We start from the raw sequence: 22,742 nt of genomic DNA, 5'->3' as shown, positions 1-22,742 counted from the left end.
ACAATTGCAGCAATCGCGCCAGTTTCTTACGATCGGAGAACATCCGCTCTGGCATGGTGCATCCAGGTTAGTTGATGGCAACTGGCCGTTAACGCCGTATCGGCTGTCTGTTACCAGGCGGAACGCCTGGATGGGTAGGAAAGTTATGATTTTCGATTATCGGTTCTTTATCGCGGAATTTTGCCGGAAATACCGACTTATCGGTCGTTTTCTAACTGGCCGGTCACGGGTAGTCGATGGCAACGATGTACCAGCGCTTGGCGCCGGTAGGCGTTTGAACCTGTACCTCGGCGTCAAGCGGTTTGCCCACTAACGCTCTGGCGAGTGGCGAATCGATGCTGATTAGGCCTTGGCGCAAGTCCAGCTCGTCCGGCCCGACGATGCGATAGCGGGCTTGCTCGCCATCCTCGTCTTCCACCGTCACCCAGGCGCCAAAGTAAACCTTGCCCGGATCGCTCGGTTTCTCGCTGACGACCTTCAGCTTCTCCAGGCGCTTGGCAAGGAAGCGCACTCGGCTGTCGATTTCCCGCAGCATTTTCTTGCCGTAGGTGTACTCGGCGTTTTCGGAGCGATCGCCTTGCGCTGCTGCTTCGCTGACCGATTGCGTGACTTGCGGGCGCCTGACATGCCAGAGCTCGTGCAGCTCGGCGCGCAGTCGCGCTTCGCCCTCGGGGGTGATCAAGGGAGTGCCGGCGGGGCGTGGGGGGCGATAGCGGCTCATGGGTGATCCGGGGCAGGCAAGGAGCCGCCCATTCTAGAGGCACTTATCTTCATCTGCTCAGTTCTCACGGAGCACATTGAGCGGGCTGGCATTCAGTGCCCGGCGGGTGCCGACCACGCCGGCAGCCCCGACCAGCAATGCTCCGATCACCGGCAGCATCAGCAGCCAGGGGTGCGGATGCCAGCGCAAGTCGAACGCGAAGTGATAGAGCAGGGCGCTGACCAGTTCGCAGCCTAGAGCGGCCAGCAAGCCGCTGGCCGCGCCTAGCACACCGAACTCGGCGCGCCTGGCCTTGAGCAGCAGGCTGCGCTCCGCACCCAGCGCCCGCAACAGAGCGCCTTGGCGGATGCGCTCGTCGAGTGTGGCCTGAAGCCCGGCGAACAGCACGGCCAGGCCGGCGGCGAGGACGAACATCAGCACGTACTCCACCGCCAGAGAGACCTGCGTGAGGATGCTGCGCAACTGACTGAGCAAGGCCTCGACCTGCAGGATCGTCGCGGAGGGAAAATCCCGGGCCAGCTGCACCAGTTCGCGATCCTTGCCGGCCGGTAGGTGGAAGCTGGTCATATAGGTGGTGGGCACGTCACGTAGCGTTTCCGGCTCGAAAATCATGTAGAAGTTCGGCTGGAAATTGTCCCAGTTCACTTCGCGCAGGCTGGTTACGCTGACATCGCGGGTGAGCCCGCCGACCGTGAAGCTGAGCCGGTCGCCCAGCTCGACCTGAAGGCTCTCGGCCAGTTCGGCTTCTACCGACACGCCGGGCAGCTCGCTCCGTTCGCGGCCCCACCAATGGCCGGCGCTCAGGCGATTATCGGAAGGCAGATCGCGTGCCCATGTCAGGCTCAGATCTCGGCGGATTGCCCGCTCGCCCTGGCTGTCCTTGCTTACCAACTGACGCACCGGCTCGCCGTTGATTGCCACCAAGCGACCCGGTACCACCGGGTACAGCGGCGCGGCATGATCCGACAGCGCCTCGATACGTTGCGCGAACGCATCCTTATCAGCGGGCAAGACGTTGAGCACGAAATGGTTGGGCGCATCGTCCGGCAACTGATTCTGCCAGGTATCGAGCAGCTCGCCGCGCAGCAGTGCGATCAGCGCCATTGCCAGCAATATCAGACCGAAGGCTAGTGATTGGCCAGCCGCCGCCAGCGGGTGGCGGAGTAGCTGCCCGAGGCCCAGGCGCCATGCTAGAGACGCGCCAGAAAGCGCCCGACGCAATCCGCTCAGCGCCAGCAATAACAAACCACCGAGGAAGACGGTGGCAAGCAGACCGCCACCCAGCAGCGCGAGAGTTATTTTCAAGTCCAGGCTCAGGCGCCACATGATCAGGCCAAGCGCGCCGATCGCTGCGCCGTACACCAGCCAGGTGCTCGGTGGGACCGGCAGAATATCTCGGCGCAGCACCCGCAGCGGCGGCACACGGCCCAGAGCGGCCAGCGGCGGCAAGGCGAAACCGGCCAACGCGACCATTCCAGTGGCGATGCCTGCCAGGGCTGGCCAGAGGGTTGCGGGAGGGACTTCGCTGACCACGAGATCGCGCAACAGAAAAAACAATCCATGTTGCGCGGCCCAGCCTAGCAAAGCGCCTGCTGCACTGGCCGCTACGCCAAGATAGCCGAGCTGCAAGGCATAGAGCGTCAGCGCCTCGCGTCGTGACAGGCCAAGACAGCGCAGAAGGGCGCTGGCATCGAAGCGGCGCGCGGCAAAACGTGCCGCCGAAAGCGCTACCGCTACGCCAGCGAGGAGTACCGCCGCCAGGCTGGCTAGGTTGAGATAGCGCTCGGCACGCCCAAGGGCGCCGCCGATCTGGCGGTTACCATCTTTAGCGGTTTCGATGCGCTGATGCGGTTGCAGGTCGGGTTTGATGGTCTCTTCGTAAGCTTGCAGCTGTTCGGTCGAGCCACGCCAGAGTTCGCGATAGCGTACGCGGCTGCCAGGCTGCACTACGCCAGTGGCATCAAGGTCGTCGAGGTGCATCAGGACGCGTGGCGTCAGGCTGTAAAAATCGCCTACACGATCGGGTTCGTAAGTCAGCGCGCGGGTCAACTGCAGCTGCTTGTTACCCACCTCGATGTGATCGCCTATTTGCAGGTTGAGTGCGGCGAATAGGCGTGCTTCGGCCCAGGCCTCCCCGGGCTGCGGCCCACGTCCGGGCTGCTCGGGCTGATACGGCGCGGCGGCGCTGCGCAACTCACCGCGCAGCGGGTAATGGTCGTCGGCTGCCTTGACACTGGTCAGCTGCAGATTGTCGTCGGTCGCGACGACGCTGGAAAATTCCACCACCCGAGCATGGTCGAGTTGCAGCCGAGAGCCCGCCTCGATCTGTTCGGGCGCGGCAGGTGCGCTGCCACGTAATACCAGATCGGCACCGAGGAATTCCGTGGCACGCAGCAACATGGCATCGTTCAGGCGTGCACCGAAATAGCCAATGGCCGTGCTTGCCGCGACGGCGATCAGCAGCGCACCGAACAGCACGCGAAGCTCGCCGCCCCGGGCGTCCCGCAACAACTGACGCAACGCCAGAGCAGCCAGGCGGCTGAAGGGCACGCGCTTCATCGGGTCTGCTCATCACGAAGTTGGCGACCACCTTCCAGGCGAAGCAGGTGCTGGCAGCGCTGCGCCAATCGCTCATCGTGTGTGACCAGCACCAAGGTGGTGCCGCGCTCCCGGTTCAGCTCGAAGAGCAGCTCGGTGATGTTCGCGCCGGTGTGGCTATCGAGATTACCGGTGGGCTCATCGGCGAACAGTACTTTGGGTTCGGCGGCGAACGCGCGGGCGACGGCGACGCGTTGTTGTTCGCCGCCCGAAAGTTGTCTCGGATAGTGATGTAGGCGAGCGCCCAGGCCGACTCGTCCGAGCAGCTCGGTGGCTTTCGCCTGAGCATCACGGCGACCATGCAACTCGAGGGGCAGCATGACGTTCTCTAGGGCGTTGAGGCTGTCGAGCAGTTGGAACGATTGAAAGACGAAGCCGACATGCTCGGCTCGCACCCTGGCGCGCTGGTCTTCGTCCAGGTCTCCGAGCAGATGGCCGGCGAGGTGCACCTCGCCCGAGCTGGGCAGATCCAGGCCGGCCAACAGGCCGAGCAGCGTCGATTTGCCGGAACCGGAGGTCCCGATGATCGCCAGGCTCTCCCCCTTGTTCAGGCTAAGGGACACATCGTCGAGTATTGCCAGCTCGCCTTCCGCGCTGGGTACCGCTTTGCTAAGGTTCCGGGCGTAGAGAATGCTGGCGCTCATGGAGATTCCGATGCGAAATTGGTTGAGAAGTGGTGTCCTGGTACTGCTGTGCTGGGCTCAGGGAGCCTTGGCGGGAACGGTGCTGGTGGTCGGGGATAGTATCAGTGCCGCTTTTGGGCTGGAAACCAGCCAGGGGTGGGTACACATGCTTCAGCAACGCCTTGATACAGAAGGGGCGGGTTATCAAGTGGTGAATGCCTCGATCAGCGGCGACACCAGCGCTGGCGGGCGCGCCAGGCTGGCCACTTTGCTCGCGGAGCATGAGCCGGAGGTGGTCATCCTTGAGCTGGGAGGCAATGACGGTCTGCGTGGCCAGTCGCCCCCTCACTTAAAGCAGAATCTTGCGGCGATGGTTGAACAGTCACGGGACGCAGGCGCTAAGGTCCTGCTGCTCGGCATGCGGTTGCCACCCAACCTGGGGCAGCGCTACACCACGGCCTTTGCACAAGCGTTCGACTCCCTTGCTGAGGAGAAGAAACTACCTTACGTGCCATTTTTCCTTGAAGGTGTAGGTGGGGTCGAGGGCATGATGCAGTCCGATCGGATACACCCCACAGCCGGTGCCCAGCAAAGGCTGCTGGATAACGTCTGGCCGGTGCTCGAACCCTTGCTTTGAGGCGTGCGCGCGGCTACTGTCGCGCCCCTCGATCGGAGCCTCAGATGCCGCGCCCAGCCTGGACCCTATTTGCCTATCGTCTTATTGTGCCGGACGAACAGTTCGACCTGTTCGCCTGCCGCGAAAATCGTCTGCATCTTGCGCTGCGACAACTGGAATTGAGTGGTCAGGTCGATCGCACGCTTTGCGGTGGTTTTCTACCTGCGCGGCCGCACTGGCAGGATCTGGAGCGACCGATGCTCAAGGACCGCCGACTCTGTTCAACATGCCGTGAGGCGCTCAGGGCGCAACGCAAGGGCCTTCCGTCTGCCGCCAGCGGCTGGTAGCTCGGCGGCTGCTGTCGCTTCGAGTACAATCGCCGGCAATACGATCACCTTTTCCAAGGAAACCCTGAATGCTCTCGCGTGCGTCTGCAGTCGCCTCCTGTGTGTCCTTCGCTGCTCTGTTGCTGGCTGGGCCGTCCGCTGCTCTCGAGTTGCCGCTCCCGCCGGAGGGCGAGGACGTAGTCGGGCAGATTCAGGTCATCAAGGCCAAATACGAAGACACTTTCGCGGCGCTGGGCGAAACGTACGACCTGGGCTATCTGGAGCTCATCGCGGCAAACCCGGGTGTGGACCCCTGGTTGCCGGGCGAAGGTACCGACATCATTCTGCCGACTCGCTACATCCTGCCGCCCGGACCGCGTGAGGGTATTGTGATCAACCTGGCCGAATACCGGTTGTATTACTACCCGGAGGGCGAGAGCGTGGTGCATACCTTTCCCCTCGGAATTGGCCGCGAAGGCTGGGGTTCGCCGATAGGTAATACCCGTATCACGGCCATGATCGGCAATCCGGCGTGGTATCCGCCACAGTCAATTCGGGATGAGCACGCCGCCGATGGCGATCCCCTGCCGAAGGTCGTGCCGCCAGGACCGGATAACCCGCTTGGTCCCTACAAGATGACCCTGGCGTTGCCCGGCTACCTGATTCACGGTTCGAACAAAAAGTTCGGCATTGGCATGCGTGTCAGCCACGGTTGTTTCCGCATGCTCAATCACAACGTTCTGGAATTGTCGGGGTTAGTTAAAGTCGGAACCGCTGTGCGAATTATCGACGAGCCTTACAAGTTTGGCGTGAGTCAGGGCAGGATCTACCTGGAAGCGCACACGCCTCTGCAGGACGAGGACAAGCATATGACGCTGATGGACAAGCATGCGGTGGTGGTGAATACGCTGCTGAAGCGTGACGAAGCGGCCGGCGTGCTGCAGCTGGACTGGGAAATGGTTCGTGAGATCATCGCGGGTGAAGACGGTCTGCCGATCCAGATCGCCGAGCAGGGTCAGGCGCTAGCCAACCAGGAAGAGCCGATTTTCTGAAGGGCCCTGGGAGGGGCGGGGCGGTTGCTCCGCCGCCCACAAAAAAGCCGACCTGGTTGCAGGTCGGCTTTTTTTATCGCCTGAAGCTTACTTGCGGCTGGCGCGTTCCAGCATACGCAGTGCACGCTCGTTGGCTTCGTCAGCAGTCTGCTGAGCCTTCTGAGCAGCCTGCAGAGCCTCGTCGGCCTTGCTGTACGCTTCGTCGGCGCGAGCCTGAGCACGGGCGGCGGAGTCTTCGGTCGCAGTCAGACGGGCTTCGCTTTCCTTGGTCATGCTGTTGCTGCAACCAGTAGCCAGAACTGCGGCGAAAGCCAGAGCAGAAAATTTCAGAACGTTGTTCATCTTGTTCCCCTTAAGGATGAAATCCATGGCAACTTCCGTTATGGAAAGTTGGCGCGCACATACTACCGATAAGTTGCGCTAAGTAAACTGAGGCAAGCAGCTGCTACCACAATTTTTCTGCAGCCTCATTCGTTTCATGGCAGCTGCTGGATAAGCTGATTGAAAAACAATCAGAGCCAGCCGCTGCACTCGTTACATGGACCGGCGGGAAGCCTGAAAAGTTGCACTTTGCGATGCGTTTGCAACTGACCAATGTTTCGGTTGCCCTGCGCTAGCGCCACCAACTTTTAAGCAATTGAAGCGGAGTCTTACATGGCGGTAGCATGCATCGTCCAACTAACAACAAAAATGGGGAATGTGCGGGCTCCGCATGGACCCTCCCAAGTCAAAGGCAGGGCAAGCCTGCAGAGGAGGCGAGATGACCGACAAGCTAACCATCAACCATGATCGAGCGGGCCATCAGTTCGAGACTACCGTGGATGGCTATCGCGCCTATCTGGCTTATGTGGATCTTGGCAAGCAGACCCTGGATTTCTATCGGACCTTCGTACCCGACGCGTTGCGTGGTCGCGGTGTCGCCGCTGTGCTGGCTCAGCATGCGCTGGATTACGCCGCGCGCGAGGGCTATACGGTGATTCCGTCCTGTTCCTATGTCGAGTGGTATATCGAACGGCAGGGCAACCCAACGGGCGACATCGACGGCGAGTAAAAAGAAAAACGCCGGTAACCGGCGTTCTCGTCTATTCAGCCCACCGCTAGCCGCGGGCGCGTTTGGGCAGTACCTCCCTCAGTTTTCCATGCATGCCGAGGATGGCTTTCTCGGTGGCGTCCCAATCGATACAGGCGTCAGTGATAGACACGCCGTATTTCAGGTCTGCCAGATCTTTCGGAATCGACTGGCTGCCCCAGCCTAGGTGGCTTTCCACCATCAGTCCGACGATCGAGTTGTTGCCCTCGAGGATCTGGTTGGCCACGTTGTCCATTACCAGTGGCTGCAGTGCCGGATCCTTGTTGGAGTTGGCGTGGCTGCAATCGACCATGATGTTGGGAGTGATGCCAGCCTTGCTCAGTTCCTGTTCGCACACCGCCACGCTGACCGAATCATAGTTGGGCTTCCCATTGCCGCCACGCAGCACAACGTGACCATAAGCGTTGCCCTTGGTGGTGACGATGGAAACCCCGCCGGACTGGTTGATGCCGAGGAAGCGATGCGGACTGGAAACGGACTGCAGCGCATTGATCGCAACGGTCAGGCTGCCATCGGTGCCGTTCTTGAAGCCCACTGCAGACGACAGGCCCGACGCCATCTCGCGATGTGTCTGGGATTCGGTGGTACGTGCGCCGATGGCCGACCAGCTGATTAGGTCCTGCAAATACTGCGGTGAGATAGGGTCCAGTGCTTCGGTGGCAGTCGGCAGCCCCATCTCGGCGAGGTCGAGCAGCAATTGCCGGCCGATGTGCAGGCCGTCCTGAATTTTGAACGAGTCATCCATGTAAGGATCGTTGATCAGGCCTTTCCAGCCAACGGTGGTGCGTGGCTTCTCGAAGTACACCCGCATGACCAGAAACAGGCTGTCCGACACTTTCTCGGCCAGCACCTTGAGGCGCTCGGCATATTCATGCGCAGCCTTGAGATCGTGAATCGAGCAGGGGCCTATCACGACGAACAGGCGATGATCCTTGCCGTCGAGAATGTTGCGTACCACCTGGCGTCCTTCGGAGACGGTTTTCAGCGCGGAGGAGGTCAGCGGTATTTCACGCTTCAACTGTTCCGGCGTGATCAGTGTCTCGTTGGAGGAAACGTTAAGGTCATCGATCGGTAAATCAGCCATCGTGTTCTCATCAGGGTCTCGGGTGCCGTCCGCCAGCGAATCCCGGTGCGGCGGAGCAGGGCTTGAGGGCGCAGCGGGGAAGCGGAACCTTATCGCGTATTGCGTCGCCTCGACAATGATCTTGAGGCCGGACAGGCGCCTCGGTGTGCCCAATATCATTACGCGTTCAGAAAGCAACCGAATCACAGCGACTGGGCGCTGCTTCGGGACGCTGATAAGGTGGCGATTTGACCGCGCTAGATCTGCGTTCCAATGACCTGTAGCTGGAGTCCTGCATGACCGCTCTTAAACCTCGAATCGGAATTATCGGCACTGGCGCCATTGGCGGCTTCTACGGCGTGATGCTCGCCCGAGCCGGCTACGACGTGCACTTTCTGCTGCGCAGCGAATATGACGTAGTCAGGCAGAACGGGCTGCAGGTAAACAGCGCGCTGCATGGCGCGTTGCATCTGGATGCGGTGCAGGCCTATCGCAGCGCCGCCGACATGCCCAAGTGCGATTGGCTGCTGGTCGGCGCGAAAAGCACCAGCAACCCAGAGCTGGCTCCGCTGATCGTGGAGGCAGCGGGGGAGGATGCCAAGGTCGTGGTGTTGCAGAACGGCCTGGGAATCGAGGAGGGCCTGCGTCAGGTTCTACCGAGCAATATTCACCTGATGGGCGGCCTCTGTTTCATCTGTGCACACCGCTCGGCTCTGGGCGTCGTAGAGCATCAGGCACTTGGCGGGGTCAACCTCGGCTATCACTCGGGGCCGGCGGAAACCCAAGAGCAACAACAGGCCTTGGTTGAAGCGGGCGTGGTGATGTTCCGAGCGGCGGGTGTCGATTCCAGTGCGGCCATCAACCTGGCTCAGGCGCGCTGGCAGAAGTTGGTCTGGAACATGCCTTACAACGGCCTTTCGGTGCTGCTGGATGCAGGCACGGCACCCTTGATGTCCAATCCGGACAGCCGGGCGCTGGTCAGATCGATCATGCTGGAAGCCTGTGGGGCGGCGGCGGCCTGTGGCTACCCAGTCCCTGACGTGCTGGTGGATCGGATGATGAAATCAACTGACCACATGCCCAATTACCTGCCAAGCATGTACCACGATCACGTGCACGGGCGTCCGCTGGAGCTTGATGCGATCTATGCCGCTCCGCTGGCCGCGGCAGCAGCAGCCGGATTCGCTATGCCGAAGACCGAGGCGCTATATCAGACCTTGTGTTTTATTTCGGCGCGCGCGGATCGCTAGGTCAGTCAGCCTGGTTGGACTCAGCCGCCCGCCGGGTGGGTGCTAGGGGCGGTAGTGGATTTTGTTCCGGCTGCTAAGCTCAACCGAGGCCGCGAGATTCAGTGAATGCTCGCGGCGTTGGCGTACTGGGAATGCGATCGGGCTGGCAGACCCGGCAATGGTTCCCGGATACGCTCGTGTTCTTAGATTAGAAAGATTGCAGTGTGGCTACCGGCGCTCGAGTCGTTGCAGGCGATACATACGGAAATGGCCTAGAATCCCAACGTTCCGGTGCACGAAGTTATAAAAAGTGGTGGCGTTCAGACGCCATTGGCCTTTGAGGGATCTCTATGAAGCTTCAGCAACTGCGTTACATCTGGGAGGTAGCGCATCATGACCTCAATGTCTCGGCAACGGCGCAGAGCCTGTTCACTTCACAACCCGGCATCAGCAAGCAGATTCGATTGCTTGAGGACGAGCTGGGCGTGGAAGTCTTCGCGCGTAGCGGTAAGCATCTGACCAGAGTGACTCCTGCGGGCGAACGGATTATCACCACGGCCGGCGAAATTCTTCGCAAATGCGACAGCATCAAACAGATCGCTCAGGAGTTTTCCAACGAAAAGCGTGGCACCTTGAGTATCGCGACTACCCACACGCAGGCTCGCTATGCCTTGCCGCAGGTGATTAGCGCTTTCATCAAGCAGTACCCTGACGTCTCGCTGCATATGCATCAGGGGACGCCCATGCAGATTGCGGAAATGGCTGCCGACGGTACCGTGGATTTCGCTATCGCCACCGAGGGCCTGGAGCTGTTCGGTGATCTGGTGATGATGCCGTGTTACCGCTGGAACCGTTGCGTGGTGGTACCGCAGGGCCACCCGCTGACGAAGCTGGAAAAGCTCACGCTCGAAGCCTTGGCGGAACACCCCATCGTGACCTACGTGTTCGGTTTCACAGGGCGTTCCAAGCTCGACGAGGCGTTCAGCCATAAGGGCCTGTCACCGAAAGTGGTGTTCACCGCAGCCGATGCCGACGTCATCAAGACCTATGTACGCCTGGGGTTGGGTGTTGGGATCGTTGCGCGGATGGCGGTCGATGCCAAACTCGATCCGGACCTGGTGGTGCTCGATGCCAGCGAGCTGTTCGAGTCCAGCGTGACCAAAATCGGTTTCCGTCGCGGTACATTCCTGCGCGGTTTCATGTGCGATTTCATCGAAACCTTCGCGCCGCATCTTGATCGAGAGATGCTCGAAAAGGCTGTGCAATGTCGAAACAAGGTCGAGTTGGACGAGTTGTTTGCGGGTGTCGATCTGCCGACGTTCTAGTCGGGTTGTCGGTTGCTGTGGTGTCTCCGGCGTCGCTCGAATAGCCTATCGAAGCAAGCGCCAGCTCCGATGGCCGCTTGATCCGTCTGGGCGCCGATTCGGCAGAGTCGGCGCCCAGAATCGTTTAAGCGAAGCAGCTTAACTTTTTGCGATGAGATTGCCGGCATGAAGGCCGCACTCTTTTTGCGTGGACTCTTCCCACCACCAACGACCTTCGCGCTCGTGCTGGTTCGGCAACACCGGGCGTGTGCATGGCTCGCAACCGATGCTGATGAATCCACGTTCGTGCAGGCTGTTATACGGCACCTCCAGCATGCGGATATAGCCCCAGACTTCCTCGCTGGTCATCTGCGCCAGCGGGTTGAACTTGTACAGCGTGTGCTCCGCCGTCGAGAAGGCACTGTCGATTTCCAGCACCGACACCTGGCTGCGCGTGCCAGGGCTCTGATCCCGACGCTGACCGGTAGCCCAGGCACGAACGCCCGATAGCTTGCGCCGCAGAGGCTCGATCTTACGAATGCCGCAGCATTCGCCGTGGCCGTCGCGGTAGAAACTGAACAGTCCTTTCTCGTTGACCATCGGCTGCAGCAGGGCCGGGTCTGGGGTCATGATCTCGATGGGTATGCCGTAGTGCTCACGGACCTGCTCGATAAAGCGATAGGTTTCGCTGTGCAGGCGACCAGTATCGAGGCTGAACACCTTTACGTTCTTGTTCAGTTTCCAGGCCATGTCTACTAGCACGACGTCCTCAGCGCCGCTGAACGAGATCCACAGATCATCGCCGAACAGGTCGAAGGCAAGCTTGAGTATGTCTTGCGGAGATTTGCCGGCATAGGCGGCTGCCAGCTCGGCTACATCAATTGTTTGGCTCATCAGGCGGCTTCCTTGGTTGGCGCTGGGCGCGCACTGCTGGCCGCGGATATTATCAAATAGGCTTTATGACACTAAATAACGTTGAGCCGACCGGGCCTAACTTTAATGCATAAGGCGTCGCGTTGCGTCACTCAGCCCTTGCCGTTAGAGTGCCGCTTCAATTTTTTCTGCTTTGAGGAGTGGCCCGTGGAAATAGCCTGTCTCGACCTGGAAGGTGTGCTGGTTCCGGAAATCTGGATCGCCTTTGCCGAGGCCACCGGAATCGAGTCGCTCCGGGCGACCACGCGGGACATTCCTGACTACGATGTGTTGATGAGGCAGCGCCTGCGCATTCTCGACGAGCATGGGCTGAAGCTGTCGGATATTCAGGCGGTCATAGCCACGCTGAAGCCACTCGACGGTGCTGTCGAGTTCGTCGACTGGCTGCGTGAGCGTTTTCAGGTCGTGATCCTGTCGGATACCTTCTATGAGTTTTCGCAACCGCTGATGCGTCAGCTGGGCTTCCCGACGCTGCTTTGCCATCGCCTGATCACTGACGAGTCGGGACGCGTCGTCAACTATGAGCTACGCCAGAAGGATCCCAAGCGGCAGTCGGTGATCGCGCTCAAGAGCCTGTACTATCGGGTCATTGCCGCTGGCGATTCGTATAACGACACAACCATGCTCTCCGAGGCGCATGCCGGCATTCTCTTTCACGCGCCGGATAACGTCATTCGCGAATTCCCACAGTTCCCGGCTGTGCACACCTTCGCGGAGCTCAAACAAGAATTTCTCAAGGCATCGAATCGCAAGCTCGAGCTTTAACGGCACCCGAAAGCCACGAACTTGGAACACCTATGGTGGATCGCTTCATCGATCCACCATGACGCAGTGAGGGGTGCTTTGGCTGGTAAACAAGGCGCCATCAACCCATGCGGCGTAGGTCAAGCGCTTCCAGTTTCCAGCCTTTCCAGCGTCTCCATCAGCACCTTCACCTTGTCGAAGGTTTCCTGATATTCAGCCTGCCAGTCGGAATCCGCGACAATCCCCCCACCGCCCCAGCAGGTGGCCTGATCATCTTGAATCAGCAGCGTGCGGATGGCTATGGAACTGTCCATCTCACCTCGTACGTCCAGATAGAGCAACGAGCCGCAATAGATTGAACGGCGGGTGGGCTCCAGTTCATCGATCACCTGCATGGCGCGGATTTTCGGCGCGCCGGTTATTGATCCGCCAGGGAAGCTGCTCGCCAGGAGATCCAGTGCGTCCTTGCCCGCGGCCAGGGTGCCACTGACGTTGCTCACCAGATGGTGCACATTCGGATAGCTCTCCAGCGAGAACAGTTCCGGCACCCTGACGCTGCCGATCTCGCAGCTACGGCCGAGATCATTGCGTAGCAGGTCGACGATCATTAGGTTTTCCGCGCGATCCTTCGTGCTGGCCAATAGCGCCTGGGCCTCGGCCAGGTCGGCCTGCGGTTCATCCCGGCGAGGGCGTGTGCCTTTGATTGGACGCGTGTCGACGGTCCCGTTGCTAAGACGTAGGAAGCGTTCCGGGGACAGGCTGACGATGGCGCCGCCCTTGATGGTCATGAAACCTGAGTAAGGTGTCGGGCATGCGGCGCGCAGGGCTCGATAGGCTTGCCATGGATCGCCCGTGCACGGGGCGCGGAAGCGTTGCGCGAAATTCACCTGATAACAATCACCAGCCTGGATATAGCGCTGAATGTGCTCGACGGCGCTCTGGTACTCGGAACGCTGCAGATCGGGCGTGAACGGTGATTCAAGGCTGAACGATGTGTGCTCTGGCCGATAGTCCGACTGGAACAGTTCGACCAGACGGGCCCGGTCTTCACTGCCTAGCTTCGGATGAAAAACCAGTTGAGCGGTCTGGCGCTGGTGGTCGCTTATCAATGCCCAGGCATACAGACCGAATCGTGCCGGCGGTAGCTCCAGGTCCTGCGCAGCGGCGGTAGGGAGCCGTTCGAGCCGCGAGCCGAAATCGTAGCCAAGAAAGCCCAGCAGACCACCGGCGAAAGGCAATTCAAGGTTTTTCGGAAGTTCTGCCTCGCCGAGGGCTTGCAGCGCGCTACGAAGGCGCGTGAAGAAACTGGTGCCGGCTTCTGTTAGGCCTGGCTCCAGCGTCTGAATCGGCCAGGCGCTCAACAGGTCGTAACGCCCGCGTTCAGCGACCGGGCGGCCGGAATCGAGCAATACCGCTCCGGGTGCATGGCGAATGCGCTCGAACCAGTGGGCTGAATCGGGCTGGTAGGGAAGCGGATGTACCGTGCAGAGAGGCATTCGACGATAGGTCCAAGACTGGCCCAGCTGTTCGGCCGGGCCTTGGGTCACGCGTGGGTCGGTATATGGCCGAAAAGCTCCTGGGCGAATCGCACCCGCTCTTCAGCCGTCTCCTGGATACCCTTTTTCTTAAGTTCCTCGATCCGGTTCTCCACGGCGTGTGCGCGGTGGGTCAGGCCGCAGTCATTGGCGATCTGGATGTTGAGACCGGGGCGTGCATTGAGCTCGAGAATCAGCGGTCCCTTATCCTGGTCCAGCACCATATCGACGCCGATATAGCCCAGCCCGCAAAGCTCATAGCAGCCAGCGGCGAGCTTCATGAATCCGTCCCAGTTCGGCAGCTGCACACCATCCACTGCGTTGGTGGTGTCCGGGTGTTTGGATATCTTGTTGTTCAGCCAGGTGCCGCGCAGCGTGATGCCCGTCGCGAGATCCACGCCGACGCCGATCGCGCCTTGATGGAGGTTGGCCTTGCCGCCGGACTGCCGTGTTGGCAGCCGCAGCATCGCCATTACCGGGTAGCCCATGAGGACGATGATACGGATGTCCGGGACGCCTTCGTAACTGATGCTCTTGAAGATCGGGTCCGGCGTGACGCGGTATTCAATCAGTGCACGATCGCGGTGACCACCGAGCGAGTAGAGCCCGGTGAGGATGTTCGAGATCTGATGCTCGATCTCGTCGTGCGTGATGATCTTTCCGGACACGGTCCGGTAGCGGCCCTCGAAACGATCAGCGATGACCAAAATGCCATCGCCGCCCGCGCCCTGAGCTGGCTTAACCACGAAATCAACGTGATCCTTGACGATCTCCGATAGCTTTTCGATATCCCGTTCGGTCTCGATGACGCCGTACATCTCCGGGACATCGATCCCGGCTTCAATGGCGCGCAGCTTGGTGATGATCTTGTCATCAACGATCGGGTACAGGTTGCGCTTGTTGTATTTGAGTACATAGTCCGCGTTGCGGCGGTTGATACCCATGATGCCCTTGGCTTCCAGGGCCTTCCATGTCTTGATTAGACCGAACATGGCTCAATCCTTCAGAAAGGCTTTGAAACGGAACAGCTCGGTCAGGCGGTAGCCGCGGTAGCGACCCATCGCCAGCATGAAGCCCACCATGATCAGTAGCACCGCTGGGAAGGTGAAGATGAAATAGGTCAGCTCCGGGATGTTCATCAACAGGAACGACAGGCTCGCTGCGATCAGCGTGCCGACCGCCACCTTGAAAGCATGGCCGCCGCCGCGCTCTTCCCAGGTGATGGACAAGCGTTCGATGGTCATGGTCAGAATCACCATCGGGAACAGCGACACGGACAGCCCGCGCTCAAGCCCGAGCTTGTGGCTGAACAGACTGATCACCGCAATCAGCACTACAACGAACGTGAGCACGACTGAAAGGCGCGGCAGCATCTGCAGCTTGAGATGCTCCAGATACGAACGCAGGGATAAGCCGAGCGCCGTAATGACCGTGAACAGAATGATGCCGAAACCGATCTGGGTTTCTCGGAAGGCCAGTGCAATCAGCACGGGGGTGAAGGTGCCTAGCGTCTGCAGCCCACCTAGGTTGCGCAGAATCAGGATCACCAGCACGCCGATCGGGATCATGATCATGATCTGGTAGGTCTGCTGAGTTTGCAGCGGCAGGCCGTACAAAGAATATTCGAGGAAGTCGGCGTCAGTGTTCTCGTCGGTCAGTTTCGCCAGGCGGATGGCATTCATCTCGCTGCTGTTGAGCGTGAACGTCACCTGCGGATTGCGCCCACCTTCAAGTGTCAGGAGCGGCTCGTCGCCGGTCCACCAGACCAGACGGTCTTTCGGCAGGCCCTGCTCGCCGGTTTCGGGGTTGAAGTACAACCACTTGTCACCGTTGAAGCTGCGCAACCACAGCTCCGGTGTCTGCGCCATGTCGGCCAATAGCCGTATGGTGTGGACGCGCTCCATCGGGACGTGGGCGATGGAGAGCAGCAGCTCGATTACGCGCGCCTTGTTGGCGGTCGCAGAGTCACCACCGAGCAACAGTTTGACGTTGTCGTCTTCGACATTGTTGACACGCTTGATGGCCTCACTGATGAAGGTCTCGACATCCGCCGAGTGTTGGCGGATCGGCGAGAGCAGTGCTTCGGCGGCAATCTTCTCTGCGCCTTCGACCGGAATGCTGTCGCGGAATATCGGGCCGGTAGCCTTGGTTTGTTCGCCGCTATAGCGACGGGTCAGTACCAGGCGGTAGTACAGGGTCTGATTGCCGTTGACGCGCCGCGCGGACCAAGTGACCCGACGGTTGCCATCGGCACGGTTGATGCTCACGCCGTAGTTGTTGGATATGAAGCTTTCGTTAAGGCTGACAAATTTCTGATTCAGAGGCGGCACATACATCTGCAGCTTCACCGGCTCGCGCGGATTGGCCTGAAATTCCACCTTGGCATCGATGTTCCACAGATCATCGGTTTCATCTTCGGTGATCGGAATGCCGAGAATGAAGATCTGGTACGCGGTGATCGCAATGCCCAGTGTGACGAGCAGAAGGATCAGAATTTTTAGATGCAGGGTAAGGGCGCGCATGGAATTACTCGTCAGCGTCGGATTCGATGATGCAGCCGGGCTTGCCAGCGGCGTACTTAAGACTTGGGTCGACCAGGGCTTCGAAGCGAGTAAGCGCATCGGAACCTATTAAAAGTGGGTATTGGAATGCACTTCGGTCCGTGAGGTTCACTTCAATGCTGCGTTTAGCCTTGCCCATACACAAATCGAGCTCTACGACGGGGCGCGGTGTGTACGTCTTTTCTTCCTCCGGATCAAAGTCTCCGGCCCGGCGCTTGATCTTGCTGATGCGCTGCAAGGGCAGCTCGATCGGGCGGTGGTGGGCCTCGTCAATAGCGAGATAGAAGCGGACCCAAGGCTTCCCGTTGCGCTTGAATCGCTCGATGTCGCGCGCACTGAGTGACGCGGTTTGCGCGCCGGTGTCGAGTTTGGCGGGCACTTCGAGGCCGAACTCGGGCAGTGCAACATGTTCATTCAGGCCGTAGATGGTTTTTTCATCAGCCTGGACGGGGAGCGGAGAGACTAGGGCACAGAGCAGCAGGAGACGAGATTTGGCGCTCATAGATCCAGAATTAGTCGAGTCGAGGAGCATGGGCAGAACGACCGCCCATGGAAATGAGTGCGTGGCGAGGCGAACGCCGGCCGCGGTATATGGTGGCGCATTCTAGCATGGCCCTCCGCGCGCGCGACTAGGCTTGTATGGTTGGCTCGCGACTAGGGAGCGCCTCGCTTAATGGGGGATAACTGGAGAAGTGTAGACAATCTACTTTTGTATCATTGACCTTTTGGGTGCTTGAGGCTTAACTTCTGCCCAATGTCAGTAAAGGTGTCAACAATCATGCTCGATACCCTGGAAGCCCCCCGTCCTGATCAGCTCGACAGCGGAACCCTCTCCGAGCATGTCTTTCGGCTGATCCAGGCGGCGATCGTGAAAGGTGATATCGCCCCCGGCAGCAAGATCTCCGAGCCCGAGCTTGCGCGTACTTACGGCATAAGCCGCGGCCCGCTGCGCGAGGCAATACATCGCCTCGAAGGGCAGAAGCTGCTGGTTCGCGTACCGCATGTGGGTGCTCGTGTGGTGTCGCTCAGCCATGCGGAGTTGATCGAGCTCTATGAAATTCGCGAATCACTGGAAGGCATGGCCTGCCGGCTCGCTGCCGAGCGCATGAGTGAGACCGAAATCGACGAGTTGCGTCGCGTATTAGACACCCATGAGCGAGACGAGGCGTTCAAGGCCGGCGTTGGGTACTACCAGCAGGAGGGAGACTTCGATTTCCACTACCGGATCATTCAGGGCAGCGGTAATCGCACGCTGAGTCAGATGCTGTGTGGCGAGTTGTATCAGCTGGTGCGGATGTACCGCATCCAGTTCTCCGCAACGCCGAACCGTCCGCACCAGGCTTTCGCTGAGCATCATCGGATTCTCGACGCCATTGCCGACCGTGACGGGGAGCTGGCCGAATTGTTGATGCGTCGGCATATCGGCGCATCCAAGCGCAATATCGAGCGGCACTATCAAACCGCTCAGGAACAGACACCACAACCAAGAGGTGAGGCATGACACTTCCCACTCCCGGCCAGCGTTTTCGTGATGCGGTGGCCAGTGAACATCCACTGCAGGTGGTTGGCGCGATCAACGCCAACCACGCATTGCTGGCCAAGCGTGCCGGTTTCAAGGCGATCTATCTGTCGGGCGGCGGCGTTGCGGCCGGTTCGCTCGGCTTGCCGGACCTCGGCATAAGCGGTCTGGATGATGTGCTGACAGACGTGCGGCGCATCACTGATGTCTGCGATCTGCCGCTGTTAGTGGATGTCGATACCGGCTTTGGATCCTCGGCCTTCAATGTGGCGCGCACTGTCAGATCGATGATCAAGTTCGGCGCCGCAGCGATTCATATCGAAGATCAGGTGGGCGCCAAGCGTTGCGGTCATCGTCCGAACAAGGAAATCGTCTCGCAGCAGGAAATGGTCGACCGGATCAAGGCAGCGGTCGACGCCCGTACTGATGACAGCTTCGTCATCATGGCGCGTACCGATGCGCTGGCGGTGGAAGGGCTGGAATCCGCGCTGGAGCGGGCGCAGGCCTGCGTCGAAGCGGGAGCCGATATGGTATTCCCCGAGGCGATCACCGAGCTGTCGATGTACAAGCTGTTTGCCGAAAAAGTCGGCGCGCCGATCCTGGCCAACATCACCGAGTTCGGTTCGACGCCGTTGTATACCACTGAAGAGCTGGCTGGCGCGGATGTTTCATTGGTGCTGTACCCGCTGTCGGCGTTCCGTGCGATGAACAAGGCTGCGGAAAATGTCTACACCGCGATTCGTCGCGACGGCACGCAGCAGAATGTGGTCGATACCATGCAGACGCGCATGGAACTGTATGAGCGCATTAACTACCACGCCTTCGAGCAAAGCCTCGATGCGCTGTTCGCCCAGAAGAAAAGCTGAAACGAAGTGGGACGCCTGACGTTCCGACCGATCGAAGAATAATTTGCAGTATCCAGAACAAATCCAATAAGGAGAGAGCAATGGCCGAAGCTAAAGTATTGGGTGGCGCTGGCCTGCGTGGCCAAGTTGCCGGGCAGACCGCGCTGTGCACCGTCGGCAAGACTGGTGCGGGCCTGACTTACCGTGGTTACGATGTCAGAGATCTGGCGGCGCAATCCGAATTCGAGGAGGTCGCCTACCTGCTCTTCTACGGTGAGTTGCCCACTGCACAGCAACTGGCTGACTACAAGGCACGGCTGAAAACTATGCGCGACCTTCCGGCTGCGCTGAAGGAAGTGCTGGAGCGGATTCCGGCCGATGCGCATCCGATGGATGTGATGCGTACCGGTGCGTCTGTGCTGGGTACGCTGGAGCCGGAGCTTTCGTTCGAGCAGCAGCGCGATGTGGCTGAGCGCTTGATGGCCGCGTTTCCGGCAATCATGTGTTACTGGTACCGCTTTACGCACCAGCAGACGCAAATCGAGTGCACCAGCGACGAAGACACTCTGGGCGGGCATTTCCTGGCGTTGCTGCATGGCAAGAAACCGAGCGAACTGCACGTCAAGGTGATGAACGTTTCCTTGATCCTTTACGCCGAGCACGAATTCAACGCATCGACCTTTACTGCACGCGTCTGCGCCTCGACCCTGTCGGATATGTACTCTTGTGTAACCGGTGCCATCGGCTCATTGCGTGGCCCGCTTCATGGCGGTGCCAACGAAGCGGCGATGGACATGATCGAGCAGTGGAAGTCGCCGGACGATGCGGTACAGGGCATCCTCGGCATGCTCGAGCGCAAGGACAAAATCATGGGCTTCGGCCACGCGATCTATAAAGAATCCGATCCGCGTAACGAAGTCATCAAGGTCTGGGCCAAGAAACTGGCCGAGGAAGTCGGTGATACCGTTCTGTTCCCGGTTTCGGTCGCGGTCGACGAAACCATGTGGGCGCAGAAAAAGCTCTTCCCGAACGCCGACTTCTACCACGCTTCCGCCTACCACTTCATGGGCATTCCGACCAAGCTGTTTACGCCGATCTTCGTCTGTTCGCGGGTAACCGGCTGGGCGTCCCATGTCATCGAACAACGGGCCAACAATCGTATTATCCGGCCGAGTGCCGAATATGTTGGCCCGGAACAGCGCAAGGTTGTCCCGATCGCTGAACGCTGATCAAAAGGGGGAGGCCGCACCAGCGGTTTCCCCGACCTTGCCTCTGAATATCCACTGGATCGAGTCTTCCGGCATGAATACAGAACACCGCAAACCGTTGCCCGGCACACTGCTGGACTACTTCGATACCCGAGCCGCGGTCGAAGCCATCCAGCCGGGTTCCTACGACAAGCTGCCCTATACCTCGCGTGTACTGGCTGAGCAGCTGGTGCGCCGCTGCGATCCGGCCGTGTTAGCTGATTCGCTCAAGCAAATCATCGAACGCCGGCGCGATCTGGATTTCCCGTGGTATCCGGCGCGCGTGGTCTGTCACGACATTCTCGGTCAGACCGCTCTGGTTGATCTCGCCGGTCTGCGCGATGCGATTGCTGAGCAGGGCGGTGATCCGTCCAAAGTTAATCCAGTGGTCCCGACCCAGTTGATCGTCGATCATTCGTTGGCTGTGGAATTCGCCGGCTTCGATCCGGAAGCGTTCGAAAAGAACCGCGCGATCGAAGAGCGCCGCAACGAAGATCGCTTCCATTTCATCGAATGGACCAAGACCGCATTCAAAAACGTCGATGTGATCCCGGCCGGCAACGGCATCATGCACCAGATCAACCTGGAGAAGATGTCTCCGGTGATTCAAGCACGGGGTGGCGTCGCCTTTCCTGATACGTGCGTAGGGACCGACAGCCACACCCCGCACGTCGATGCCCTGGGAGTGATTGCCGTCGGTGTCGGCGGTCTGGAGGCCGAAACCGTGATGCTCGGTCGCGCCTCGATGATGCGTCTGCCGGATATCGTCGGCGTTAAGCTGACTGGCAAACATCAGCCAGGCATCACCTGTACTGACATCGTCCTGGCTTTGACTGAGTTTCTTCGCAAGGAGCGGGTGGTCGGTGCGTACGTCGAGTTCTTCGGTGAAGGCGCGGCCAGCCTGACCATTGGGGATCGCGCCACGATCTCCAATATGTGCCCCGAGTACGGCGCCACGGCGGCGATGTTCTACATCGACCAGCAGACCATCGATTATCTAGTACTGACCGGTCGAGAACCGGAACAGGTGGCACTGGTCGAGCAGTACGCGAAGACCACCGGGCTCTGGGCCGATGCACTGGTTGATGCCGAATACGAGCGGGTGCTGGAATTTGATCTGTCCAGCGTCGAACGCACCATGGCCGGTCCCTCGAACCCGCATCGCCGCCTGCCGACCTCGGCGCTGCATGAGCGCGGGATCGCCACGGACCTGGACAAGGCGCTCGCTGAAGAAGCACAGGGGTTGATGCCGGATGGTGCGGTGATCATTGCCGCTATCACCAGTTGCACCAATACATCCAATCCACGAAATGTCGTGGCTGCTGGTTTGCTGGCTAAGAAGGCCAACGAACTCGGACTGCTGCGCAAGCCCTGGGTGAAAACCTCCTTCGCGCCAGGATCGAAGGTGGCCAAGCTGTACCTGGAGGACGCCGGCCTGCTGTCCGAACTGGAAAAGCTAGGCTTTGGCATCGTCGCCTACGCCTGCACCACCTGCAACGGCATGTCCGGAGCGCTGGACCCAGAGATTCAGCAGGAAATCATCGATCGAGACCTGTACGCCACCGCGGTGCTCTCGGGTAATCGCAACTTCGATGGCCGTATTCATCCGTACGCGAAACAGGCCTTTCTCGCCTCGCCACCGCTGGTAGTCGCCTACGCCATCGCCGGTACCGTGCGTTTCGACATCGAAAAGGACGTGCTTGGCCATGACCCGTCGGGTAATCCGGTTACCCTCAAAGACCTGTGGCCGAGCGATGAAGAGATTGACCGCATCGTCGCTGCGTCGGTGAAACCCGAGCAGTTCAAGCAGATTTACATCCCGATGTTCGACCTGGGGACGGTGGTCGAGGCCGAAAGCCCGCTGTACGACTGGCGGCCAATGTCGACTTATATTCGTCGTCCACCGTATTGGGAAGGCGCGCTCGCGGGTGAACGCTCGCTCAAGGGCATGCGTCCGCTGGCCGTGCTACCGGACAACATCACTACCGATCACCTATCGCCGTCCAATGCGATTTTGCTGAACAGCGCCGCCGGAGAGTATCTGGCGAAAATGGGCCTGCCGGAAGAGGATTTCAACTCCTACGCTACCCACCGCGGCGACCATTTGACCGCCCAGCGCGCCACCTTCGCCAATCCGCAGCTGGTGAACGAGATGGCCGTGGTAGATGGCCAGGTGAAAAAGGGCTCGCTGACCCGCGTCGAGCCGGAAGGCAAAGTCATGCGCATGTGGGAAGCGATCGAAACCTACATGCAGCGCAAGCAACCGCTGATCATCATCGCCGGCGCGGATTATGGGCAGGGCTCCTCCCGCGACTGGGCCGCCAAGGGTGTTCGGCTGGCAGGTGTCGAGGCAATCGTGGCCGAGGGCTTCGAGCGCATCCACCGTACTAACCTGGTTGGCATGGGCGTGCTGCCGCTGGAATTCCAGCCGGGTACCACCCGCAAGACCCTGGATATCGACGGCAGTGAAACCTTTGACGTGATCGGCGAGCGCACCCCGCGTGCCACGCTGACTCTGGTGATCACCCGCAAGACTGGCGAGCGGCTTGAAGTACCAGTGACTTGCCGCCTCGACACTGGCGAAGAAGTATCAATCTACGATGCCGGCGGCGTATTGCAGCGCTTTGCCAAGGACTTCCTCAATCAGTCCTGACGGCGGCGAAGAGAGCAGCCCGGCGGCGTTGATGCAGCAGGGCTGCCTTTCCTGGCAATAGTGAACTCATGCGGCGATCGGTT

The 22,742-nt window shown here is 59.8% G+C and carries 21 protein-coding genes; 11 read left to right on the top strand and 10 right to left on the bottom strand.

Annotated elements, in window-relative coordinates; genetic code table 11:
• Positions 1–223: 223 nt before the first annotated feature.
• From greB to H3028_RS12750, 3 genes are read right to left on the bottom strand one after another with little or no spacing between them, the layout of a single operon-like run.
• Positions 224–721, bottom strand: a complete 498-nt coding sequence (gene greB, locus H3028_RS12760) for a transcription elongation factor GreB (protein WP_181297368.1) — start codon at positions 719–721, stop codon at positions 224–226.
• Positions 722–778: 57 nt separating this feature from the next.
• Entirely contained in the window at positions 779–3,280 is a 2,502-nt protein-coding gene (locus H3028_RS12755; RefSeq protein ID WP_181297367.1) for an ABC transporter permease, read from the bottom strand.
• Positions 3,277–3,963 carry an ABC transporter ATP-binding protein gene (locus H3028_RS12750; protein ID WP_181297366.1) on the bottom strand — a complete coding sequence of 229 codons (687 nt, stop codon included), beginning with the start codon at positions 3,961–3,963 and terminating at the stop codon, positions 3,277–3,279. The genes H3028_RS12755 and H3028_RS12750 overlap by 4 nt, the downstream gene beginning before the upstream one ends.
• Before the next feature lie 10 nt (positions 3,964–3,973).
• On the opposite strand from H3028_RS12750, the gene H3028_RS12745 reads away from it, so the two are divergent.
• The 3 genes from H3028_RS12745 to H3028_RS12735 all read left to right on the top strand — a co-directional run bounded on the left by H3028_RS12745 (position 3,974) and on the right by H3028_RS12735 (position 5,936).
• Positions 3,974–4,579, top strand: coding sequence for an arylesterase (locus H3028_RS12745; RefSeq protein WP_181297365.1), 606 nt, complete (start codon positions 3,974–3,976; stop codon positions 4,577–4,579).
• A 44-nt stretch (positions 4,580–4,623) separates the two neighbouring features.
• Positions 4,624–4,905 (top strand): hypothetical protein, encoded by a 282-nt coding sequence (locus H3028_RS12740; RefSeq protein ID WP_181297364.1) that lies wholly within the window; start codon positions 4,624–4,626, stop codon positions 4,903–4,905.
• Positions 4,906–4,973: 68 nt separating this feature from the next.
• Positions 4,974–5,936 (top strand): L,D-transpeptidase family protein, encoded by a 963-nt coding sequence (locus tag H3028_RS12735; RefSeq protein ID WP_181297363.1) that lies wholly within the window; start codon positions 4,974–4,976, stop codon positions 5,934–5,936.
• Between the two features lie 87 nt (positions 5,937–6,023).
• On the opposite strand, the gene H3028_RS12730 is transcribed toward H3028_RS12735, so the two are convergent.
• Positions 6,024–6,278: an Lpp/OprI family alanine-zipper lipoprotein gene (locus H3028_RS12730; protein WP_168424042.1), complete on the bottom strand. Its 255-nt coding sequence runs from the start codon at positions 6,276–6,278 to the stop codon at positions 6,024–6,026.
• A gap of 418 nt (positions 6,279–6,696) precedes the next feature.
• Between H3028_RS12730 and H3028_RS12725 the strand changes: the two genes are divergently transcribed.
• Complete coding sequence (locus H3028_RS12725) at positions 6,697–6,987, top strand: GNAT family N-acetyltransferase (RefSeq protein ID WP_181297362.1); 291 nt, start codon at positions 6,697–6,699, stop codon at positions 6,985–6,987.
• Between the two features lie 46 nt (positions 6,988–7,033).
• On the opposite strand, the gene H3028_RS12720 is transcribed toward H3028_RS12725, so the two are convergent.
• Positions 7,034–8,110 carry a 3-deoxy-7-phosphoheptulonate synthase gene (locus H3028_RS12720; protein ID WP_181297361.1) on the bottom strand — a complete coding sequence of 359 codons (1,077 nt, stop codon included), beginning with the start codon at positions 8,108–8,110 and terminating at the stop codon, positions 7,034–7,036.
• Positions 8,111–8,385: 275 nt separating this feature from the next.
• Here H3028_RS12720 and H3028_RS12715 point away from each other — a divergent pair, with 275 nt between their 5' ends.
• Together H3028_RS12715 and cysB are read left to right on the top strand one after the other, a co-directional pair.
• Positions 8,386–9,339 carry a putative 2-dehydropantoate 2-reductase gene (locus tag H3028_RS12715; RefSeq protein WP_181297360.1) on the top strand — a complete coding sequence of 318 codons (954 nt, stop codon included), beginning with the start codon at positions 8,386–8,388 and terminating at the stop codon, positions 9,337–9,339.
• 329 nt (positions 9,340–9,668) lie between these two features.
• The gene (gene cysB, locus H3028_RS12710) at positions 9,669–10,643 is read left to right on the top strand and encodes an HTH-type transcriptional regulator CysB (RefSeq protein WP_181297359.1); all 975 of its coding nucleotides are present in this window, start codon (positions 9,669–9,671) and stop codon (positions 10,641–10,643) included.
• Positions 10,644–10,781: 138 nt separating this feature from the next.
• Here the strand turns inward: cysB and H3028_RS12705 are convergent, their stop codons facing one another.
• Positions 10,782–11,516, bottom strand: coding sequence for a phosphoadenylyl-sulfate reductase (locus H3028_RS12705; protein ID WP_181297358.1), 735 nt, complete (start codon positions 11,514–11,516; stop codon positions 10,782–10,784).
• Positions 11,517–11,702: 186 nt separating this feature from the next.
• On the opposite strand from H3028_RS12705, the gene thrH reads away from it, so the two are divergent.
• On the top strand, positions 11,703–12,320 hold the full coding sequence (thrH, locus tag H3028_RS12700; RefSeq protein ID WP_181297357.1) for a bifunctional phosphoserine phosphatase/homoserine phosphotransferase ThrH: 618 nt from the start codon (positions 11,703–11,705) through the stop codon (positions 12,318–12,320).
• A gap of 119 nt (positions 12,321–12,439) precedes the next feature.
• Here the strand turns inward: thrH and pabB are convergent, their stop codons facing one another.
• The 4 genes from pabB to H3028_RS12680 are packed head-to-tail and all read right to left on the bottom strand — an operon-like array spanning position 12,440 to position 16,897.
• On the bottom strand, positions 12,440–13,795 hold the full coding sequence (pabB, locus tag H3028_RS12695) for an aminodeoxychorismate synthase component I (RefSeq protein WP_181297496.1): 1,356 nt from the start codon (positions 13,793–13,795) through the stop codon (positions 12,440–12,442).
• A 47-nt stretch (positions 13,796–13,842) separates the two neighbouring features.
• Complete coding sequence (locus H3028_RS12690; protein WP_168423865.1) at positions 13,843–14,826, bottom strand: alpha-L-glutamate ligase-like protein; 984 nt, start codon at positions 14,824–14,826, stop codon at positions 13,843–13,845.
• 3 nt (positions 14,827–14,829) lie between these two features.
• Positions 14,830–16,356 carry an inactive transglutaminase family protein gene (locus H3028_RS12685; RefSeq protein WP_181297356.1) on the bottom strand — a complete coding sequence of 509 codons (1,527 nt, stop codon included), beginning with the start codon at positions 16,354–16,356 and terminating at the stop codon, positions 14,830–14,832.
• A gap of 4 nt (positions 16,357–16,360) precedes the next feature.
• Positions 16,361–16,897 carry an ATP-dependent zinc protease gene (locus H3028_RS12680; protein WP_181297355.1) on the bottom strand — a complete coding sequence of 179 codons (537 nt, stop codon included), beginning with the start codon at positions 16,895–16,897 and terminating at the stop codon, positions 16,361–16,363.
• 276 nt (positions 16,898–17,173) lie between these two features.
• Between H3028_RS12680 and H3028_RS12675 the strand changes: the two genes are divergently transcribed.
• The 4 genes from H3028_RS12675 (at position 17,174) to acnD (ending at position 22,659) form a co-directional block, all read left to right on the top strand.
• On the top strand, positions 17,174–17,896 hold the full coding sequence (locus tag H3028_RS12675; RefSeq protein WP_168423862.1) for a GntR family transcriptional regulator: 723 nt from the start codon (positions 17,174–17,176) through the stop codon (positions 17,894–17,896).
• A complete protein-coding gene (prpB, locus tag H3028_RS12670; RefSeq protein ID WP_181297354.1) occupies positions 17,893–18,780 on the top strand; it encodes a methylisocitrate lyase in 888 nt (295 codons plus the stop codon). The genes H3028_RS12675 and prpB overlap by 4 nt, the downstream gene beginning before the upstream one ends.
• 80 nt (positions 18,781–18,860) lie before the next feature.
• Complete coding sequence (gene prpC, locus H3028_RS12665; protein ID WP_181297353.1) at positions 18,861–19,988, top strand: 2-methylcitrate synthase; 1,128 nt, start codon at positions 18,861–18,863, stop codon at positions 19,986–19,988.
• 73 nt (positions 19,989–20,061) lie between these two features.
• Positions 20,062–22,659 (top strand): Fe/S-dependent 2-methylisocitrate dehydratase AcnD, encoded by a 2,598-nt coding sequence (gene acnD / locus H3028_RS12660; protein ID WP_181297352.1) that lies wholly within the window; start codon positions 20,062–20,064, stop codon positions 22,657–22,659.
• Positions 22,660–22,742: the final 83 nt, after the last annotated feature.

The sequence above is a fragment of the Pseudomonas sp. Q2-TVG4-2 genome, assembly GCF_013620795.1.
Classification (GTDB): Bacteria; Pseudomonadota; Gammaproteobacteria; order Pseudomonadales; family Pseudomonadaceae; genus Stutzerimonas.
Note: the sequence above shows the minus strand (reverse complement) of the source record. Positions and strands in the feature narration are given on the sequence as shown.

Excerpts from the sequence above, each read along its gene's own strand:
- H3028_RS12675 (WP_168423862.1), top strand. The coding sequence starts at position 17,174 with ATGCTCGATACCCTGGAAGCCCCCCGTCCTGATCAGCTCGACAGCGGA.
- H3028_RS12705 (WP_181297358.1), bottom strand. The coding sequence starts at position 11,516 with ATGAGCCAAACAATTGATGTAGCCGAGCTGGCAGCCGCCTATGCCGGC.
- H3028_RS12750 (WP_181297366.1), bottom strand. The coding sequence starts at position 3,963 with ATGAGCGCCAGCATTCTCTACGCCCGGAACCTTAGCAAAGCGGTACCC.
- prpC (WP_181297353.1), top strand. The coding sequence starts at position 18,861 with ATGGCCGAAGCTAAAGTATTGGGTGGCGCTGGCCTGCGTGGCCAAGTT.
- pabB (WP_181297496.1), bottom strand. The coding sequence starts at position 13,795 with ATGCCTCTCTGCACGGTACATCCGCTTCCCTACCAGCCCGATTCAGCC.
- H3028_RS12690 (WP_168423865.1), bottom strand. The coding sequence starts at position 14,826 with ATGTTCGGTCTAATCAAGACATGGAAGGCCCTGGAAGCCAAGGGCATC.
- H3028_RS12740 (WP_181297364.1), top strand. The coding sequence starts at position 4,624 with ATGCCGCGCCCAGCCTGGACCCTATTTGCCTATCGTCTTATTGTGCCG.
- H3028_RS12720 (WP_181297361.1), bottom strand. The coding sequence starts at position 8,110 with ATGGCTGATTTACCGATCGATGACCTTAACGTTTCCTCCAACGAGACA.
- cysB (WP_181297359.1), top strand. The coding sequence starts at position 9,669 with ATGAAGCTTCAGCAACTGCGTTACATCTGGGAGGTAGCGCATCATGAC.
- prpB (WP_181297354.1), top strand. The coding sequence starts at position 17,893 with ATGACACTTCCCACTCCCGGCCAGCGTTTTCGTGATGCGGTGGCCAGT.
- H3028_RS12730 (WP_168424042.1), bottom strand. The coding sequence starts at position 6,278 with ATGAACAACGTTCTGAAATTTTCTGCTCTGGCTTTCGCCGCAGTTCTG.
- H3028_RS12680 (WP_181297355.1), bottom strand. The coding sequence starts at position 16,897 with ATGAGCGCCAAATCTCGTCTCCTGCTGCTCTGTGCCCTAGTCTCTCCG.
- H3028_RS12725 (WP_181297362.1), top strand. The coding sequence starts at position 6,697 with ATGACCGACAAGCTAACCATCAACCATGATCGAGCGGGCCATCAGTTC.
- H3028_RS12735 (WP_181297363.1), top strand. The coding sequence starts at position 4,974 with ATGCTCTCGCGTGCGTCTGCAGTCGCCTCCTGTGTGTCCTTCGCTGCT.
- H3028_RS12755 (WP_181297367.1), bottom strand. The coding sequence starts at position 3,280 with ATGAAGCGCGTGCCCTTCAGCCGCCTGGCTGCTCTGGCGTTGCGTCAG.
- H3028_RS12745 (WP_181297365.1), top strand. The coding sequence starts at position 3,974 with ATGCGAAATTGGTTGAGAAGTGGTGTCCTGGTACTGCTGTGCTGGGCT.
- acnD (WP_181297352.1), top strand. The coding sequence starts at position 20,062 with ATGAATACAGAACACCGCAAACCGTTGCCCGGCACACTGCTGGACTAC.
- H3028_RS12685 (WP_181297356.1), bottom strand. The coding sequence starts at position 16,356 with ATGCGCGCCCTTACCCTGCATCTAAAAATTCTGATCCTTCTGCTCGTC.
- H3028_RS12715 (WP_181297360.1), top strand. The coding sequence starts at position 8,386 with ATGACCGCTCTTAAACCTCGAATCGGAATTATCGGCACTGGCGCCATT.
- greB (WP_181297368.1), bottom strand. The coding sequence starts at position 721 with ATGAGCCGCTATCGCCCCCCACGCCCCGCCGGCACTCCCTTGATCACC.